This is a genomic window from Prevotella sp. khp7, assembly GCF_900109055.1.
Taxonomy (GTDB): domain Bacteria; phylum Bacteroidota; class Bacteroidia; order Bacteroidales; family Bacteroidaceae; genus Prevotella.
On sequence record NZ_FOIV01000001.1, the window covers coordinates 407,088 to 425,758 of the forward strand.

The window sequence follows — 18,671 nt, forward strand, 5'->3', positions numbered from 1 at the left end:
GAAACTTCTTCATCCTCTACTGGGTCTTAAGTCTTTTACGCGGACAGCCTTACCCTCACTCTGAGGCAGCGAGCCCTTCTTAACGAGTTTCACCTGAGGCGTCAACAGGATCTCATCTTTCAAAGCACGCTGGATATCCTTCATCATCTTCTGCATTTCTGGATAGATATCAGTCTCCAATCCATCGAGTTCAACCTCTACTGTCATCACGTCATTATCGTCAATGGTTTCAAGGGTAATCAGATAATTACTGCCCAGACCGGGATACTGAACGAGAATCTTCTCTACCTGCATGGGGAATACGTTCACACCCTTAATAATAAACATATCGTCAGTACGTCCCTTGATACGGTCGATACGACGGTGTGTGCGTCCGCACTTACAAGGCTCGGCAATGATACGGGTCAGGTCACGAGTACGATAGCGCAGGATAGGCATCATATTACGGTCGAGTGTGGTAAGTACCATCTCGCCCATCTGGCCATCGGGCACAGGCTCGAGAGTATCGGGGTCGACAATCTCTACGATATAGTTATCCTCCCACAGATGCATACCTTCCTGATACTTACATTCAAAGGCTACACCAGGACCATTCATCTCGGTCATACCAAACGAGTTGTAGGCTTTTACGCCCAACATACGCTCGATGCGGCGGCGCTGCTCCTCGGTATGGGGCTCGGCACCAATACAAAGGGTGCGCAGCTTGGTGGTTGAGGGGTCGACACCCTCTTCTTTGAACACCTCAGCCAAACGGATGGCGTAAGATGGAATGGCGTGAAGACAAGTTGTACCAAAGTCCTTAATAAACTTTATCTGACGTTTAGAGTTACCCGCAGCAGCAGGAACAGTCATTGCCCCAAGCCATTCTGCCCCATACTGGAAGCCCAAGCCACCAGTAAACATGCCATAGCCTGATGAATTCTGGAACACATCGCTCTTACGGCATCCCACCATATAGAGGTTACGCGCAATCATGTTAGCCCATGAACAGATGTCATGTTCAGAATAAATAACGACACAAGGATTACCTGTGGTACCACTTGTTGAGTGAATACGTACGGCATCATCCATATCTCCGCCTACCAATCCGAAAGGATAGTTATCACGAAGGTCTTGTTTTGTGGTGAAGGGGATCTTACGCAGATCGTCCAACGAATTGATAGAGTCTGCCGTAATCCCTAACTCGCCCAAACGTTTCTTATAAAAAGGCGACTTTAAAGCGACATTAATAGACTCCTTGAGTTTCTTCACCTGCAGCTGTTGCAGCTGCTCTCTTGGCATGGTCTCAATTTCCGGTTGCCAGTACTCACCATCCGGTTTGATGGTTGACATGATTTTCTCGTCAGTCATATTTTAAGTTTTCTAATCGTTATTGATTCATTCTTTTGCAAGCTGCATCATCATGACAGCAGTAAGGCCCGCCGTTTCAGTACGCAAGCGGCTCTTTCCCAAGTGTACCGACTTCCATCCTGCTTCTACGGCTTTCTTAACCTCATCGATAGAGAAGTCGCCTTCAGGTCCAATCAACACTGTAGCATCCTCTATATTTGATGAATTCCTCAACTCATCAAAAAGATAAGATCGGGGCACTTCCTCGTAGCAATGGGCAATATACTTACGTCCCTCAATAGGTTGGGCAATGAAGGATTTGAAAGACGCCATCTCGTTTAGCATAGGCTTCCACGCCTTATGGCTTTGTTTGACAGCAGAGACTGCTATTTTGTCGAGTCTGGTTGTCTTCATGAGGCGACGCTCAGAGAACTGACAGTTCAAGAACGACACTTCATCAACACCTACCTCTGTAGCTTTCTCAATCATCCATTCTATACGGTCGAGCATTTTCGTTGGTGCAATAGCCAGGTGTACCTTTCCCTGCCATTGACGCTCCTGAGGCAGTTGCTCCAGAATTTCATAATAGCAGTTGCGCGTTGCAGCTATAGTGACCTGTGCCCGATAAAAATTCCCTACTCCATCCATGAGGAAAATCTCATCACCGCCTTTCAATCGAAGCACACGCAAGGCATGCATAGCTTCCTCGGCAGGCAGTTCCGTTTGGTTGGCCGCATCAGGAACATAGAAATATCTGGCTTCCTTCATGATCCTACTTCATTTCTTTTTTGGGATGGAAGATGAGGGCGAAGAGAACGCCTACGATCAATGCGTATACTGAGAATGCAGACCAAGTAGCGCCCCAATTACCGATGGTATAAATAGCGCCATTCATCGTCTCTTGATGAGTAAACACGTTTACCACCTGCTGGGCAGCTACCGAACCGACGGTTGCGCCGATACCGTTTGTCATCAGGATAAACAATCCTTGTGCACTGGAACGCATTGTAGGATCAGTAGCCTTGTCAACATACAATGAGCCAGAGATATTGAAGAAATCAAATGCCATACCATAAATAATCATCGAGAGGATGAAGAGCCAGATGCCAGCGCCTGGATTTCCTAAGCCGAGGAATCCAAAACGAAGCACCCATGCAAACATGGCAATCAGCATCACCTGCTTAATACCATAACGTTTCATGAAAAATGGTATGAGCAATATGCAGAACGTCTCACTGATCTGCGAGATAGAATAAAGAATCGTTGCATGTTCTACACCAAACGAACCAGCATATTCAGCCATAGTCTCGAAGTGCTGGATGTATGGAGTTGCAAAACCGTTAGTAATCTGCAGACTGGCGCCAAGCAGGGCTGAGAAGATAAAGAAAATAGCCATTTCCTTACGCTTGAAGAGTGAGAAAGCCTGCAAGCCAAGAGCATCACTAAACGACTTCTTACCTTCAGACTTATTCACCTCACACTTTGGCAGCGTAAATGAATAGAGGAAAAGCACCAGACTCACCACTCCTGAAGTAACAAACTGATACTCTGTCTGGTTGAATCCCGTCAGGTCAACGAACCACATTGTACAAATGAAACCGATAGTACCAAAGATACGAATTGGCGGGAAGGCCTTCACCGTATCCATGCCAGCCTTCGTCAGAGCATTATAAGCCACCGAGTTGGTAAGGGCCAGTGTAGGCATATAGAATGCCACACTCACGCTATAGAGCGAGAAAAGTACGAAATATTTAGATTCAGTACCATTTACGTGACCATACCACGCAGATGCCAGCATGAAGATACCGGCCAGCAGATGGCAAAGTCCAAGCAGGCGCTGAGCAGGTATCCATCTGTCGGCGACAATACCCATCAGGGCGGGCATAAAGATTGAAACTATACCCTGCATGGCAAAGTAGCCACCGATATGGGCACCCATGCCGAGATTACCAAGATAAACTCCCATACAAGTCAGGTAAGCTCCCCAGGCTGCAAACTCCAGGAAGTTCATGACTGCTAGACGAACTTTCAAATTCATATTCTTATCGAGTTATTGGTTTATTTAATTGCAATTTAGGTCTGTTAGGTTCTGCCTTCATAGTCGGCTGCGGGCGGTCACCTAAGCGACGTCGCACAGGCAGTTTGGCCGAATCAGCCTTTACGGATTCGGGCTTTGCCGTATTCACACTATCTGTTGTTGATACTGCAACCGGCTCGTCAACCATCTTATTATGGAACCTGATCAACTGAATGCGATCAAGGAAGAGCAGATACATGTTATCGGTTGTTTGTCCCTCTTTACGCTGCCCTACCAGTATGAAGCCCTTGATATTCTTCACCCGCTCCTTACATGGTGAGACTCTCAGCGTAGTGCTGCCATACGACGACACTACCGTATTCAGCGCCACCGTACTGTCGTTATCGTATGTCACAGCCAGATACAACGTTGCCGTTTTGTTACCACTCTGCGTGAGATAAGAAGAGCCAAAGGTCATCAGGAAACTGTCTCCTGCATGATAGGAAGTATCAGCTTTTTGGGAGAACTGCATCACATTGTAGGGTCTGTGTGGCATCAGCATTGCGAAGCGAGCACCTTCCCATACATCAGTCGTATCACCGGAAAGAGACTGCGTATTATACCGATTCACCTCACTGACTGATGCGCCCAGCACAACAGCATCGTCACTCAAACGTTTCTGTACTCGCTGATAGATTTCTGATAAGCGATCGGCTCTGGTATAATAATATACCAACGAAGAGTCAAACTCTGCCTGCGTCACCCCGTACTTCTTCAGTACAGCCTCGAAATACAACCTGCGGGTGTAGTCACTATTACCGCTTTCCCTCTGAGCCATACTCTGCGACAGATGATAGTCATAGAGCATATCTTCCATATCGTCTGGCTGGATAACATTCTTCGGTACACCGGGTTTACATGCTGAGAATAAGATCATTCCCAGTACCAGTAACATCAGATGTCTTCCTCCGCGTTTCATTTCGTCTTCTCTTCTTTTGCAGACCCTATTTCTGAAAACGATATCTTACTGATTTCCTCACGATAGAAAAGAATCAGCAATACCACGCTCACACTGATACTGGCATCAGCAAAGTTGAATACCGGACTGAAGAAAACAAAATGTTCTCCCCCAACGAAAGGCATCCACATAGGCCACTCCGTCTCTATCAGCGGGAAATAGAACATATCAACCACTTTACCCAGCAGGAAAGGGGCATAGCCCGATCCAAAGGGTACAAAATAAGAAACGTAGTAAGGCGACGACTCGTTAAACATCAGTCCATAGAACATACAGTCAATCAGATTACCTGCAGCTCCGGCCAGCACCATAGCGAGGCATACAATATACCCCGTACGGGCATTCTTCTTAACCTGACACCAGATGAAGTAACCCAGAGCAGCGATGGCGATAACCCGGAATACCGACAGTATAATCTTACTGCCCAACTGCATACCGAAGGCCATACCGTTGTTCTCTATGAAGGAGATGTAGAACCAGTCGAACACATGAATACTCTCATGGAGCGACATCGATGTCTTGACCCAGATCTTAATAGTCTGGTCTATAAGGAGAATGGCGACTACTATCAGTGTCGCCAGCCATCCTTTAGTGATAAAGGGACGTTTCAAGGTCACTTCTTCTGATTCAGTTTTGACTCTACACTCAGCGTAGCGTGGGGCACAGCACGAAGACGCTCCTTGGGAATAAGTTTTCCTGTGATACGGTCGATGCCGTAGGTCTTGTTCTCTATACGCACCAGAGCAGCCTTCAGTCCCTGGATAAACTTCTGCTGACGTGCAGCCATTGATATCAGTTCTTCTTTCGACTGGGTGACACTACCCTCCTCCAATGCCTTGTAGGTAGGTGATGTGTCGTCCACGTCATTAGAGTCCTGGTTAGTCAGTACTCGCATCATCTGGTCATAGTCGCGCTTGGCCAAAGCAAGTTTGTCATTGATAATCTGACGGAACTCCTCGAGTTCTTCATCATTGTAGCGTGTCTTCTCTGCCATAATTATCGGAATGTTAGCTATTGTTATTGATATTAATTATTGTTTTGTCACCTTGATATTCAGCTTGAACTCATCGAACTCAACCTCCTGACCGTCATTGGCTTCCACCTTGATAGTATCGGCCAGCACCTGAGTCTTTATATAGTCTGCAAAGCCGTTTACGGCTTTCTCTACATCCTCTTGCGGAGCCAGCACTACGCTGATGCGGTCGGTAATCTCCAGACCACTCTCCTTACGGATGTTCTGAATGCGGTTGATCAGCTCGCGAGCCATACCCTCGTTCTTCAGTTCGTCGGTCAGTTCTACTTCAAGAGCTACGGTCAAGTTGCCCTCGTTGGCTACCAGCCAGCCAGGAATATCCTCGCTGATGATATCAACGTCTACAGCTTCAACGGTCAGCTGCTGCCCCTCTACCTCGATGCTGATGGTGCCCTGCTGTTCCAGCTGTGCAATCTGCTCCTGTGAGAGCTGATCCATAGCCGCAGCCACACCCTTCATCAGCTTACCGAACTTCTTACCCATAGTACGGAAGTTACACTTCACCTTCTTCACCAGCACGCCGGCTCCTTCTACGAAGCGAAGTTCCTTCACGTTCACCTCGTTCATGATCAGATCCTTCACGGCTTCGATGTGGTTCTTCTGTTCCTCGTCGACGGCAGGAATCATGATAGCCTGCAGTGGCTGGCGCACCTTGATGTTCACCTTACGACGAAGCGCCAGTACCATCGAGGTAATCTTCTGGGCCATCTGCATACGGGCCTCCAGATCCTTATCAATCTGAGCCTCATTGGCTACAGGGAACTTATCCAGATGTACTGAGTCGAGTTCACCACCCAGATCCTTATACAGCTGGTCGGCATAGAACGGCGCAAACGGAGCCAACAGTTTGGCTACTGTCATAAGACAGGTATAGAGAGTCTGATAAGCCGAGAGCTTATCCTCGCTCATCTCCTTACCCCAGAAGCGCTTACGGTTCAGACGAACGAACCAGTTGCTCAGATCGTCGTTCACGAAAGTGTCGATCAGTCGGCCTGCGCGTGTGGGATCATAGCCGTCGAGCTCTTTCTGAACACCCTTGATAAGTGTGTTCAGACAAGAGAGAATCCAACGGTCAATCTCAGGACGCTTATCAAAGTCTACCTGAGCAGCCTCAGGATCGAAGCCGTCTACGTTGGCATACAGCGCAAAGAAGCTATATGTATTATATAAGGTGCCGAAGAACTTACGGCGCACCTCGTCAACGCCCTCTGGGTCGAACTTCAGGTTGTCCCAAGGCTCTGAGTTGGTCATCATATACAGACGTACGGCATCACTTCCGTACTTACCAATCATATCGAATGGGTTTACTACGTTACCCACGTGCTTCGACATCTTATTACCCTTGGCATCGAGCACCAGACCTGAAGAAATAACATTCTTGAAGGCTACCGAGTCGAAGATCATGGTAGCGATGGCGTGCAGCGTGAAGAACCAGCCACGGGTCTGGTCAACACCCTCGTTGATGAAGTCGCAAGGGAAGGCAATGCCCTTGTCAATCAAATCCTTATTCTCGAATGGATAGTGGATCTGTGCGTAAGGCATAGAACCTGAGTCGAACCATACGTCAATCAGGTCGGTCTCGCGCTTCATAGGCTTACCGCTCTCTGATACCAGCACGATGTTATCTACATACGGACGGTGCAGGTCGATCTTATCATAGTTCTCCTTGCTCATGTCGCCGGGAACGAAACCATTATCCTTCAATGGGTTGCTCTGCATGAAGCCTGCTTTAACTGCCTTCTCGATCTCGTTGTAGAGCTCCTCTACACTGCCGATGCAGATTTCCTTACCATCCTCATCGCGCCAGATGGGAAGCGGAGTTCCCCAGAAGCGTGAACGAGAGAGGTTCCAGTCGTTCAGATTCTCCAACCAGTTGCCGAAGCGGCCTGTACCTGTTGACTCTGGCTGCCAGTTGATAGTCTTGTTCAGCTCGAACATACGATCCTTCTTAGCAGTAGAGCGGATGAACCATGAATCAAGTGGATAATAGAGCACAGGCTTATCAGTACGCCAGCAGTGAGGATAGTTGTGCACGTGCTTCTCAATCTTGAGTGCAGTGCCCTCCTGCTTCATCTCCATACAGATCACGATGTTCAGATCCTCTGCCTTAGCTGCAGCCTGCTCGTCGTACTTGCCATCCTTATTGAACTCGGGTGCATAGGCGTTCTTCACGAAGTCGCCTGCGTGATGAGCATAAGCCTTTGTGTCCAAGCACTTTGCTACAAACTGGTCATCCAGTTCTGCAATCTCGTAGTACTTACCCTGCAGGTCAACCATCGGACGGGTCTCACCTTTCTTATTTATAAGGAAGAGGCTTGGGATGTGAGCATCCTTAGCCACCTTGGCGTCGTCGGCACCGAAGGTAGGCGCGATATGTACGATACCAGCACCGTCTTCTGTTGTCACATAGTCACCAGGGATAACGCGGAAAGCCTCGCTCTCCATCTCAACAAACTGGTCCTTACCGTTCTCGCCGGTAAATACCTTCTCGGGATGGGCTGCAGCATATGCCTTCACGTAGTCGGCCGCATTCTGGTCGAGTTTAGCCGAAGGCTTCACCCATGGCATCAGCTGCTGATACTTCAGTCCTACCAGCTCCTCACCAGTATAGTGACCAATGATACGATAAGGCACGAACTTCTCGCCCTTGTTGTATTCAGGCATTTCCTCGCCGTCAGTCATATTGCCCTCGGGAGCCAGATATGCATTCAGTCGGCTCTCGGCCAGGATGATTGTGATCTTCTCACCATTATAGGCATTATAGGTCTCCACGGCCACATAGTCGATCTTCGGACCTACGCAGAGGGCAGTGTTAGAAGGCAGCGTCCAGGGCGTTGTGGTCCAGGCCACGAAGTAAGGCGTACCCCACTTGGTCCACTCCTCTTTAGGATTGAGGGCCTTGAAGAGGGCGGTAACGGTGGTATCCTTCACGTCGCGATAGCAGCCGGGCTGGTTCAGCTCATGCGAGCTCAGACCCGTACCTGCAGCGGGTGAATACGGCTGGATGGTATAGCCTTTGTAGAGCAGTCCCTTCTTGTAGAACTGCTGCAGCAGCCACCACAGCGTCTCGATATACTTGTTGTCGTAAGTGATATACGGATTGTCGAGGTCAACGAAGTAACCCATCTTCTCCGTCAGGTCGCGCCACTCCTGTGTGAACATCATCACGTTCTCGCGGCACTTCTTATTATAGTCTTCAGTAGAGATGTACTTCTCTGAAGCCTTATTGTCGATATCGGCCTTGGTGATACCAAGTTCCTTCTCCACGCCAAGCTCTACAGGCAGTCCGTGGGTATCCCAACCAGCCTTACGCTTCACCTGGAAGCCCTTCATCGTCTTATAGCGGTTGAAGGTGTCTTTGATGGTACGAGCCAGCACGTGGTGGATGCCAGGGTGTCCGTTGGCCGAGGGAGGACCCTCGAAGAATACAAACTGCGGACAGCCCTCACGCTCGTCTACAGAGCGCCAGAACACGTTCTTCTCTCTCCACATCTCGAGGATGTCGTTGTTTACCTGAGTCAGATTCAGGCCGTTATGCTCAGCAAATCGTTTAGCCATCTATTTTATCTGTTACTTTTTTACCTTTATTCTATTTGGGGCGCAAAGGTACTAAAAATATTCGATATGGCAAAAGGAAATAGTTTTTTTTAATAATTCTAGTAAAAAAGTATTGTTTTTCAATTTATTTGTTTATTTTTGCAGACAGAATTCTATTAATAACTTAAAAACTTAGAACTTTTTTATTATGGTTACATTCACTATGATTCTGCAGCTCTGTATCGTACTCGGAGCGCTGTGGGTAGGCTCGCGTTATGGCAGTCTGGCCCTGGGAGCAATCTCTGGTATCGGCTTGGCCATCCTTGTTTTCGGATTCGGCCTCAAGCCCGGCACTCCCCCTACCGACGTAATCTATATCATCATCGCAGCCGTCACCTGTGCTGGCATCATGCAGGCCTCGGGCGGTATGGACTGGCTCATCCAGATGGCTGAGCGCCTTTTGCGTAAGCATCCCGACCGCATCACATTCCTGGCTCCGCTCACCACTTTCTTCCTCACGGTACTTGTGGGTACGGGGCACGTGGTATATACTCTGATGCCTATTATCTGCGACATTGCCCTGAAAAAGGGCATCCGCCCTGAGCGCCCGTGCGCCGTGGCTTCCGTTGCCTCTCAGGTGGGTATCACATGTTCGCCCATCGCAGCTGCCGTAGTGGCTTTCGTCAGCATCTCCAACGCTAACGGCTTCGACATCACCATACCTCGTGTACTGATGATTTCCATCCCTGCCTGTATCTGTGGACTGATGGCAGCCGCTACCGCTTCCTATCACCGCGGCCTCGACCTCGACAAAGACCCCAGATTCCAGGCAAAGATCAAGGATCCCGAGCAGTATAAGTACATCTACGGCTCTAACGCCACGACACTCGACAAGCAGATTCCGCAGTCGGCCAAGAATGCCGTGTTCATCTTCCTGGGCGCTCTCGCTGTCATCGTTTTCTTCGCTATCTTCCAGAACGCCCTGCCTTCATACGACACACTTCGGGCCGTAAAGGGCTCCGAACCCCTCACACTCGACACGAGCGCCACGCTGACGGCCGACATGCTGGTGAAGGCGAAAGTCCACGTCAACGGCATGACGGAATGGTTCGACAAGCCGCTGGCTATGAACATCGTCATCCAGATTGTCATGATCTCGGCAGCCGCCCTGATGATTATCTTCTGCAAGGCCGCGCCGAAGAAGGCCGTTTCAGGACCAGTATGGCAGTCGGGTATGGTAGCCGTCGTAGCCATCTACGGCATCGCCTGGCTGGCCGACACCTATTTCTCAAACTACCTGCCTGAGATGAAGCTGATGCTGGCCGACATCGTGAAGTCCTATCCGTGGTCTATCGCCCTGGTGTTCTTCCTCGTCTCGGTACTCATCAACTCTCAGGGCGCCGTGGTTGTAGCCATGCTGCCTCTGGCCTACTCGCTGGGCATCGAGGGTCCTGTGCTGCTGGGTGTTCTCCCTTCAGTCTACGGTTACTTCTTCATCCCCAACTACCCCAGTGATATCGCCACCGTCAACTTCGACCGTTCTGGCACCACGGTGATTGGCAAATACCTGCTCAACCACTCGTTCATGATGCCGGGCCTTATCTCTGTGACAGTCTCGACCATCGTGGCCTACACACTTTGCATGATAATCTATTAAACCAACTACAATAGCGACTATAGCTTTCAAGAGAGGTCTTCCCTGCAATCGCAAAGGGAAGGCCTCTTTATCTTATACGGAAATATTGCAACAAAGCGACTTGTAAGAATCGCATCTTTACGAGCAAGCCGCCCTTCAGCCGCAAATACGCGAGTTTTGAGCCATTTCCGTAAGTCGCTGAGAACGTGAGCGTTACAGAAAAGTCTCATTTCCACCCCTCGTTCAGACGTCATCTTTCGGTACAAAACAACTTGTTTTGTACCCGAAGAGACTATCTCCATCCCCCGTGGAGACTACTTTAGCGCGCATAAAACAACTTGTTTTACTCAAAAAGAGGTAGACTTTACGCCGAGTAAACCCTAAGTTTACTACCGACAAACCCCAAGTTTCATTACGACAAACCCCAAGTTAGTCGTAATGAAACCCCAAAAGCGCCTCCCGCCGCCCTAGAATGAGCCATCTGAGAAGTGCTTTTTTATGCATGTTTTCTTGACAATTCCAAGAATACTTCTACTCATTCGAAGCATCGGAGATTAGTGACCTCGTACATCAGAATGCAATCATTAAATATGTGAATCAAAAAGAAAAAACGTAAAAGAAAGTTAATCAACGGGTTCTTTACCATATTTTATGCCACTTATTCGTATCTTTGCAACCGCAATACTACTTGTAGTGTTGCCCGTGATGGTTCGCTTAGCCGCGATTAATTGGGAATGTGAGTGTGAATCTCCAACTGTCCCGCAGCAGTGAACTCCATTATGGCTCTCAGGCAACAAACAGCCATTGAGCATTTGCTCGAGAAGGCGCTTGGGAGTGGAGCAAAGTCTGAAGACCAGCCATTTAACGGTTAAAATGCCGACCGCCCTCGATGTAAGGGTGTCTTGGCGCTAGTGAAGAAATCTTTCGAGAAGACTAACCGCACTGCCGTAAAAGGCTGCGGGGTGTATAAGTGTATTACGTGTATTATTATATAGGTAGTAAGGAGACCCTGTCGAGAGATAGCGTCTCCTTCATTTGCATATTCAAGTACCAATTTGAGACACAAAAAGAGCCCCGCCTATTAGCAGGGCTCTTACTTTTATCATAGAAGCACAGGGAGTTTAGAGATTCAGGCTCTTCTTCAGGGCCTCTATCTTCTCCTCGGCTGCCTTGGTGCAGCGCTCATAACAGCCGGCACACTTGAAGCTTGGATCCTTCACCTCGGTATAGAACTTAATCTTGGGCTCTGTGCCTGAAGGACGGACACTAACCTTGGTGCCGTCTTCGCAGAACCACTGCAGAACGTTCGAGGTGTCTGGCATGTTTAGCTTCTCTACCGTGCCGTCGGCCTTCTTGGCCTCCAGCGTCTGATAGTCTTTCCACAGACATACCTTCGAGCCGCCCAACTCCTTGGGAGGGTTCTCACGGAAGTTAGTCATCATCTGCTTAATCTCGTCGGCACCTGTCTTACCAGGACGAACCACGTTGATGGTCACTTCCTTTGAGAAGCCATACTCGGCGTAGATATTCATCAGCAGATCGTAGAGGGTCATGCCGTTGTCCTTAGCCCATGCGGCAATCTCACAAATCAGACAGATAGATGCTGGGGAGTCCTTATCGCGAACCTTATCGAACGGCAGGAAGCCAAAGCTCTCCTCGCCACCGCCGATATATTTCTGCTTGCCCTCAGAGACGCGAATCTCGTTGGCAATCCATTTGAAGCCCGTATAGCAATCACGAAGCTCTACGCCGTTCTTCTTGGCGATCTCAGCAATCACCTCTGTAGTAACGATGGTCTTTACGAGGAACTCGTTGCCTTTCAACTGGCCTAGCTTCTTCTTGTTGGCAATGATATACCAGCAGAACATCATACAAGTCTGGTTTCCGTTCAGTATCTCCCACTCGCCCTTGGCATTGCGGCATACGATGGCCAGACGGTCGGCATCGGGGTCGGAAGCGATTACGAGGTCGGCATTCAGACGTGTACCAAGTTTCATGCCCAGCGTCATAGCCTCGGCATTCTCAGGGTTAGGCGAAACAACCGTTGGGAAGTTTCCGTCGATGACCATCTGCTCGGGTACCACGTGGATGTTCTGGAAGCCCCAAGAGCGCAAGGCCATAGGAATGATGACACGACCCGTGCCGTGCATCGGTGAGTAAACGATATTGAGGTCCTTCTGGCGAAGAATAACGTCCTGGTCGACCATAGCCTCTTTCACTGCCTGCAGGTAATCCCAGTCCATCTCACCACCGATGATGTCGATGAGCTCCTTGTTACCCTCGAACTTAACGTCCTCAATCTTTACCTTATTAACTTCGTCGATGATACCCTTGTCGTGTGGAGCAAGTACCTGAGCGCCGTCGTCCCAGTATGCCTTGTAGCCGTTATACTCACGAGGGTTGTGGCTTGCCGTCACGTTCACACCAGCCTGACAGCCCAGCTGACGGATGGCAAACGAGATCTCAGGCGTAGGACGAAGGCTCTCAAAGAGATACACCTTGATGCCGTTGGCCGAGAAGATGTCGGCTACTGTCTCAGCAAACATACGTCCGTTATTACGACAGTCGTGACCTACGACTACCGAGCTCTGCTTGCCAGGGAAAGCTTTCAGAATATAGTTGGCAAAGCCCTGAGTGGCCATACCCACGATATACTTATTCATGCGGTTGGTTCCTGCGCCCATGATACCGCGCAGACCACCAGTACCGAATTCCAGATTCTGATAGAAGGCATCGATCAGCGCCGTCTTGTCAGCATTGTCGAGCATAGCCTGTACTTCTTTTCTTGTCTCCTCGTCGAAGGCCGGAGCAAGCCATTCCTTTGCTTTTGCCTCACACTGGGCAATGAGTTGTGCATTATCTGCCATAATCTTCACTACGTTTAGATTGTTTGAATTATATTCTATATCACAAAGTTAGGCATTATTCTGGAATCTCCCACTACAATGCCATAACTTTTTCATTTCTTTAAGATTTTATCTATCTCGTCGAACTGCTTACCCATATTCAGGTTGAAGTAGATACGATAGAGGGCGGGGCCCCATTTGTCTTTCCCGTTTGGTTCAAGCCTTCTGTAGGCCTCCATATAGGGCAGCGCCCGCTGATACATCTTCTTCGCCTGTTTCTTGTTCTTACGCTGGTCAATGCTCTGAGCTATGTTCACACAGGCGATACCGGCATTGTAATAAGCATCGGCACTCTGCGGATTTACGTCTATCAGTCGTTCTGAATAGCGCAGACAGTCGGCATAGCGCTGCAGATTCAGCATCACCGTCGACTTAGCAAAGAGGAACAGCTCATTCAGACTGTCGACTTTCAGCGCCTGATCCACTACCCTGTTGGCATCTTTATAATTGCCCTTCACCGTGTAGCTGTCCATCAGTCTTGGGAAGAAGTAGGCAGACTTCACGTTCAGGCAGAAGCCTTCCCAAAGCACCTTCCTGTAGAGCGAGTCGTCGCCCAGCTTGCGCCACGCCTCAGCCATATGCTGCAGCGTATTCTCAAGTTTGGCTGTGTCGCGACGCGCTAACTCGGCATAACGTAATGTCAGCACGGGGTCTGCACAACGAAAACCGCAATAGGTAGCCCAATAGGCCGCCTCACCCATACGGGGATCTTTGTCTGCTAAGTCGTATCCGTCAAACAACGGCTGTCGGTCGCAGTCAATATATGTCTCAAACAGGTCGAAAGCCTTAGCAAAGTTCTGCTTTCTCACGTAATAAGCACCACCGAAGAACAGGTTCGGCCTATAATTCGTCAGTCGCTGAGCATTGTCTTTCCGGTATTCCAGGCTTACCTTACCTTTCTTGTCTGGCATCATGTCTATCGAGTCGAGACGCTCTCCAACGGTAAACAGGCGTTTTGTCAAGTCGAACAGCTTCACCGTGTCCACCTTCTGTTTCAGATACATCTGTTCGTTCAGCTGGGCATACTGTTTCTCGACAGCTTGTAGCCAGATGTCGTATATGCGCTTATTGTACAGATTTGATGAATCCTTCAGCAGGTCGGTCATCATCTTCTCTGCCTTAGCATAGTCCTTGCCACGCAGCAAGATGGTCTTTGCCTCGCCTATCTGTTTACGCTGTGCTGCAACTGGCAGCAGTGCAAACAGTATCAGCATGATGGTGAATGCTCTCCTGATTCTAATCATTTAGTTATATTTAAGACATATAAGCAGGTGCAAAGGTAATTATTTCCCTTTGCACCTGCAAACTATTTTTCTCTTTTTAACAGATTCTGTTACTTGCTGTCTGCCTCGGCCTGCTGTGTCTCAGGGGCGTCAGGACCGTAGTAGTTGTAATAGGCACTCCAACGGTTATATCCCCAGTTGCTCTGCAGACGGTCAGGATCGAGTTCCTTTGCCTTGTCAAAGAAGGTGACTGCCTCTTTATAGAGAGCCTTCTGCTTGGCTGGATCCTCGGTATTCTGAGCCTCCAAGCTATAAGCGGTACCGGCATAGGTGGCGATAACTGCGTTGTCGGGCTTTACCTCGTAGGCCTTCTTCAGGTACTCGATAGCCTCAGCAGCCTTCTGAGCCTGCAACAGAGCGAGGCCCTTGTCGGCCAGAGCTACGAAGTTGTTAGGATTCTCTGCGAGTGCATCGTCAAGGATCTTAACGGCAGCAGCCTCGTCGCCCAAACCCTGCATAACATTGTAAAGCTTCTCCATCACACCGTCAACCTTATGCTCTGCATAGATATCCTTCAACTGATTGCAATATTTTACAGAGTCTTCCTTGGTCTTGAGTTCTGAGCCCAGAATCTCAAGCTTCAGGTTGAGGGCATTTTCATACTCCTGAGGATCCTTCATTGCGATGTCAGAGAGCTGGAGAGCCTTCTCCATATCCTTGTCCTGATAAGCAAAGACTGCAGCAAAGCGGGCAACCTGACCGAAGTAAGGCTTCTGCTGTTCACGGTCGCAGTTCTTAAACAGAGGGAATGCGTCGCTCTCAGCGAACATCTGCCAGAACTTGCGCGCTGTGGCATTATCTTTGTTAGTAAGAGCTTCCTGACCTGCGTTAACGAGGGAGTTACGAGGAGCCACCCAAAGGCGCTGAGCATTCTTCTCAGCAAAAAGTGGCTTTACCTTACCCTTCTCATTGGGCTTCTGGTCGTAGCTGTCACACTCCTGAGCAGCCAGCAGTGCATTGTATGCCATCTCTGCCATAAGCTTCTCATCAACGGGCTTTTCTTCCCTGCCCATCTGCTTGGCGAGCTGATTTTCGGTCTGAATAGTGCTCTGAGCCAGGAACTGGTCCATGGCCAGATCAACGAGCTTGTTATAAGCCTTAGCCTTTTCGGCATCGTTAGCAAGAGAAGCAAGGCTGCTCTTTACAAGCGCATCAGCCTCTGCATAGGTCTTTGCCTTGAGGATAGCCTTCAAAGCGTCGCTGTCACCGGCAAAAGCGGTAGCACTGGCTACCAGCATCATTGCCATCATCATCATTTTTTTCATAAGCCTTTAAATTTGGTTGAAATGTTATATAATTGATTTATTGTTTTGACGTGATTCTGCCACGAAGGTTTAATCAGCCTCCTCATTCACAACCTCTGCCTCTTCGATATCCTCGTCCTCAGCCTGTGAGTGCATTACCTTACATACTGAGGCTATGACGTCATTCTTCTTAGCAAGATTGATGAGACGAACACCTTGAGTAGCACGACCCATAACGCGAACGTCAGCCACCTTCAAGCGGATAAGTACTCCCGACTTATTGATGATCATGAGATCGTTCTCGTCGGTGACTACCTTGATAGCAACCAGACGGCCTGTTTTCTCGGTGATTGCAAGGGTCTTCACACCCTTGGCACCACGGGCGGTCTTACGATAGTCCTCAACCTCAGAGCGCTTACCATAGCCATTCTCACTGACAACCATGATGGTCTCCTCGTTAGGATCGTTGACGCAAACCATGCCTACAACCTCGTCATCACCACCGTCGAGACGCATACCAATCACACCGGTAGAAACACGACCCATGGTACGGACATCGTTCTCGTCGAAACGAACGGCACGACCGTTGCGGTTAGCCAGCAGCAGCTCGTTGTGACCGTTGGTAAGGCGTACGCCTACTACCTGGTCGCCCTCGTTGATGTTGATGGCAATCACACCGTTGGCACGTGGACGTGAGTAAGCCTCGAGACAAGTTTTCTTGATGATACCCTGCTTGGTAGCAAATACCACGAAGTGTGACTTGAGGAACTCCTCGTCGTTGAAGTTCTTGATGCGCAGAACTGCATTTATAGCGTCGTCGGGCTCGATGTTGAGCATGTTCTGGATGGCACGACCCTTAGAGTTCTTGTCGCCCTCAGGAATCTCGTAACACTTCTGCCAGTAGCAGCGGCCCTTCTGGGTGAAGAACAGCAGCGTGTTGTGCATGGTGGCAGGATAGATATACTCGGTGAAGTCGTTGTCGCGATGACGGGCTGCCTTAGAACCCATACCGCCACGGCTCTGCTCGTGGAAGTCGCTAAGTGGTGTGCGCTTGATGTAACCCATGTGAGAGATGGTGATGACAACAGGATCATCGGGATAGAAGTCTTCGGCATTGAACTCATGGTCGAAGGGGATAATCTCGGTGCGGCGCTCGTCGCCATACTTCTCCTTCACCTCCTGCAGGTCGTCTTTCATCACCTGCTTGCAACGCTCAGGATTGTCAAGAATCTCCTGCAAGTCTGCAATGAGCTTCTGCAAGTCTTCAAACTCCTGATGGAGCTGATCGACACGCAGACCTGTAAGCTGACTGAGGCGCATGTCTACAATAGCCTTCGACTGGATCTCATCGAGTTCGAAACGCTTTTCAAGGTTGCGCTGTGCGTCGGAAGGCGTCTCACTATTGCGGATGATACGAACAACCTCGTCGATATTGTTCACAGCAATGATCAAACCTTCAAGAATATGAGCACGCTCCTGAGCCTTACGCAGATCGTACTTGGTGCGACGGATAGTAACGTCGTGACGGTGCTCAACGAAGTACTTCACACACTCCTTGAGTGTAAGCAAACGTGGGCGACCCTTTACCAAGGCAATGTTATTAACTGAGAATGAGCTCTGAAGCGCTGTCATCTTAAACAGCTTGTTAAGCAGTACATTGGCATTTGCATCGCGCTTACAATCTACAACGATACGCATACCCTGTCGGCCTGACTCATCGTTCACATTAGCTACGCCCTCAATCTTATGCTGGTTGGCCAAATCGGCGATATATGCCACAAGGTCGGCCTTGTTCACGCCATAAGGAATCTCGGTCACAACAATTTTATCGTGAGTTTCACCGCTCTCAATCTCAGCCTTGGCACGCATTACGATGCGACCGCGACCAGTTTCGTAAGCATCCTTAACGCCCTGCAGGCCATAGATGTAAGCACCTGTTGGGAAGTCAGGACCTGGGATATACTGCATCAGTCCTTCGGTATCGATATCAGGATTGTCGATATAGGCACAGCAGCCGTCGATGACCTCAGCGAGGTTGTGGGTAGGCATATTGGTAGCCATACCTACGGCGATACCGTTACCACCGTTAACCAGCAGGTTAGGAATCTTGGTAGGCATAACGGTTGGCTCCTCGAGCGAGTCGTCGAAGTTTGGTGCCATATCAACTGTTTCCTTCTCCAGGTCGTCCATAATGTGCTCACCCATCTTAGAGAGGCGACACTCTGTGTAACGCATGGCTGCGGGCGAGTCACCGTCGACTGAGCCAAAGTTACCCTGACCGTCGACCAACGTATAGCGCATGTTCCAATCCTGAGCCATACGAACAAGAGCTCCATAAACAGAGCTATCGCCATGGGGGTGATACTTACCAAGCACCTCACCTACTACGCGCGCACATTTCTTATAAGGTTGTGTTGAAACGTTGTTGATGTTCATCATACCGTAGAGAATACGGCGGTGAACAGGTTTGAATCCATCGCGAACATCAGGAAGAGCACGAGCCACAATAACCGACATAGAATAGTCGATGTAGCTAGACTTCATTTCCTCCTCGATGTTGATCTTAATGATTCTGTCGTTGTCAAATGTCTGATCCATCAAAAAAACTTTTTTATTTATTTTACTTTCTTACTTGCTGTTTTAGAAGCGAAATCGCGTTTAAGGCACT

The 18,671-nt window shown here is 49.2% G+C and carries 12 protein-coding genes and 1 riboswitch; of the genes, 1 reads left to right on the top strand and 11 read right to left on the bottom strand.

Features of this window, described 5'->3' with window-relative positions:
* Positions 1-9: 9 nt before the first annotated feature.
* The 7 genes from BMX82_RS01775 to ileS are packed head-to-tail and all read right to left on the bottom strand — an operon-like array spanning position 10 to position 8,955.
* Positions 10-1,332, bottom strand: coding sequence for a phenylacetate--CoA ligase family protein (locus BMX82_RS01775; protein WP_036913636.1), 1,323 nt, complete (start codon positions 1,330-1,332; stop codon positions 10-12).
* Positions 1,333-1,377: 45 nt separating this feature from the next.
* Entirely contained in the window at positions 1,378-2,097 is a 720-nt protein-coding gene (locus BMX82_RS01780) for a 16S rRNA (uracil(1498)-N(3))-methyltransferase (protein ID WP_036912546.1), read from the bottom strand.
* Positions 2,098-2,101: 4 nt separating this feature from the next.
* A complete protein-coding gene (locus BMX82_RS01785) occupies positions 2,102-3,367 on the bottom strand; it encodes an MFS transporter (protein ID WP_036912548.1) in 1,266 nt (421 codons plus the stop codon).
* 4 nt (positions 3,368-3,371) lie between these two features.
* Positions 3,372-4,325, bottom strand: a complete 954-nt coding sequence (locus tag BMX82_RS01790; protein WP_091765527.1) for a DUF4296 domain-containing protein — start codon at positions 4,323-4,325, stop codon at positions 3,372-3,374.
* Positions 4,322-4,981, bottom strand: a complete 660-nt coding sequence (locus tag BMX82_RS01795) for a lipoprotein signal peptidase (protein WP_374933112.1) — start codon at positions 4,979-4,981, stop codon at positions 4,322-4,324. The genes BMX82_RS01790 and BMX82_RS01795 overlap by 4 nt, the downstream gene beginning before the upstream one ends.
* Positions 4,978-5,358, bottom strand: a complete 381-nt coding sequence (locus BMX82_RS01800; RefSeq protein WP_036912551.1) for a TraR/DksA family transcriptional regulator — start codon at positions 5,356-5,358, stop codon at positions 4,978-4,980. The genes BMX82_RS01795 and BMX82_RS01800 overlap by 4 nt, the downstream gene beginning before the upstream one ends.
* 36 nt (positions 5,359-5,394) lie before the next feature.
* On the bottom strand, positions 5,395-8,955 hold the full coding sequence (gene ileS / locus BMX82_RS01805) for an isoleucine--tRNA ligase (RefSeq protein ID WP_091765530.1): 3,561 nt from the start codon (positions 8,953-8,955) through the stop codon (positions 5,395-5,397).
* Between the two features lie 187 nt (positions 8,956-9,142).
* On the opposite strand from ileS, the gene BMX82_RS01810 reads away from it, so the two are divergent.
* Positions 9,143-10,591, top strand: a complete 1,449-nt coding sequence (locus BMX82_RS01810; RefSeq protein WP_091765533.1) for an anaerobic C4-dicarboxylate transporter — start codon at positions 9,143-9,145, stop codon at positions 10,589-10,591.
* A gap of 668 nt (positions 10,592-11,259) precedes the next feature.
* Positions 11,260-11,447: riboswitch (cobalamin riboswitch) on the top strand.
* A 244-nt stretch (positions 11,448-11,691) separates the two neighbouring features.
* On the opposite strand, the gene BMX82_RS01820 is transcribed toward BMX82_RS01810, so the two are convergent.
* The 4 genes from BMX82_RS01820 to gyrA all read right to left on the bottom strand — a co-directional run bounded on the left by BMX82_RS01820 (position 11,692) and on the right by gyrA (position 18,601).
* Positions 11,692-13,437, bottom strand: a complete 1,746-nt coding sequence (locus BMX82_RS01820) for a phospho-sugar mutase (RefSeq protein ID WP_036913647.1) — start codon at positions 13,435-13,437, stop codon at positions 11,692-11,694.
* A 92-nt stretch (positions 13,438-13,529) separates the two neighbouring features.
* Positions 13,530-14,720: a tetratricopeptide repeat protein gene (locus tag BMX82_RS01825; RefSeq protein WP_091765539.1), complete on the bottom strand. Its 1,191-nt coding sequence runs from the start codon at positions 14,718-14,720 to the stop codon at positions 13,530-13,532.
* Positions 14,721-14,809: 89 nt separating this feature from the next.
* Positions 14,810-16,024 carry a tetratricopeptide repeat protein gene (locus tag BMX82_RS01830; RefSeq protein WP_091765543.1) on the bottom strand — a complete coding sequence of 405 codons (1,215 nt, stop codon included), beginning with the start codon at positions 16,022-16,024 and terminating at the stop codon, positions 14,810-14,812.
* A gap of 69 nt (positions 16,025-16,093) precedes the next feature.
* A complete protein-coding gene (gene gyrA, locus BMX82_RS01835) occupies positions 16,094-18,601 on the bottom strand; it encodes a DNA gyrase subunit A (RefSeq protein WP_091765546.1) in 2,508 nt (835 codons plus the stop codon).
* Positions 18,602-18,671 lie beyond the last annotated feature (70 nt).

Excerpts from the sequence above, each read along its gene's own strand:
- BMX82_RS01800 (WP_036912551.1), bottom strand. The coding sequence starts at position 5,358 with ATGGCAGAGAAGACACGCTACAATGATGAAGAACTCGAGGAGTTCCGT.
- BMX82_RS01820 (WP_036913647.1), bottom strand. The coding sequence starts at position 13,437 with ATGGCAGATAATGCACAACTCATTGCCCAGTGTGAGGCAAAAGCAAAG.
- ileS (WP_091765530.1), bottom strand. The coding sequence starts at position 8,955 with ATGGCTAAACGATTTGCTGAGCATAACGGCCTGAATCTGACTCAGGTA.
- gyrA (WP_091765546.1), bottom strand. The coding sequence starts at position 18,601 with ATGGATCAGACATTTGACAACGACAGAATCATTAAGATCAACATCGAG.
- BMX82_RS01780 (WP_036912546.1), bottom strand. The coding sequence starts at position 2,097 with ATGAAGGAAGCCAGATATTTCTATGTTCCTGATGCGGCCAACCAAACG.
- BMX82_RS01790 (WP_091765527.1), bottom strand. The coding sequence starts at position 4,325 with ATGAAACGCGGAGGAAGACATCTGATGTTACTGGTACTGGGAATGATC.
- BMX82_RS01825 (WP_091765539.1), bottom strand. The coding sequence starts at position 14,720 with ATGATTAGAATCAGGAGAGCATTCACCATCATGCTGATACTGTTTGCA.
- BMX82_RS01830 (WP_091765543.1), bottom strand. The coding sequence starts at position 16,024 with ATGAAAAAAATGATGATGATGGCAATGATGCTGGTAGCCAGTGCTACC.
- BMX82_RS01775 (WP_036913636.1), bottom strand. The coding sequence starts at position 1,332 with ATGTCAACCATCAAACCGGATGGTGAGTACTGGCAACCGGAAATTGAG.
- BMX82_RS01785 (WP_036912548.1), bottom strand. The coding sequence starts at position 3,367 with ATGAATTTGAAAGTTCGTCTAGCAGTCATGAACTTCCTGGAGTTTGCA.
- BMX82_RS01810 (WP_091765533.1), top strand. The coding sequence starts at position 9,143 with ATGGTTACATTCACTATGATTCTGCAGCTCTGTATCGTACTCGGAGCG.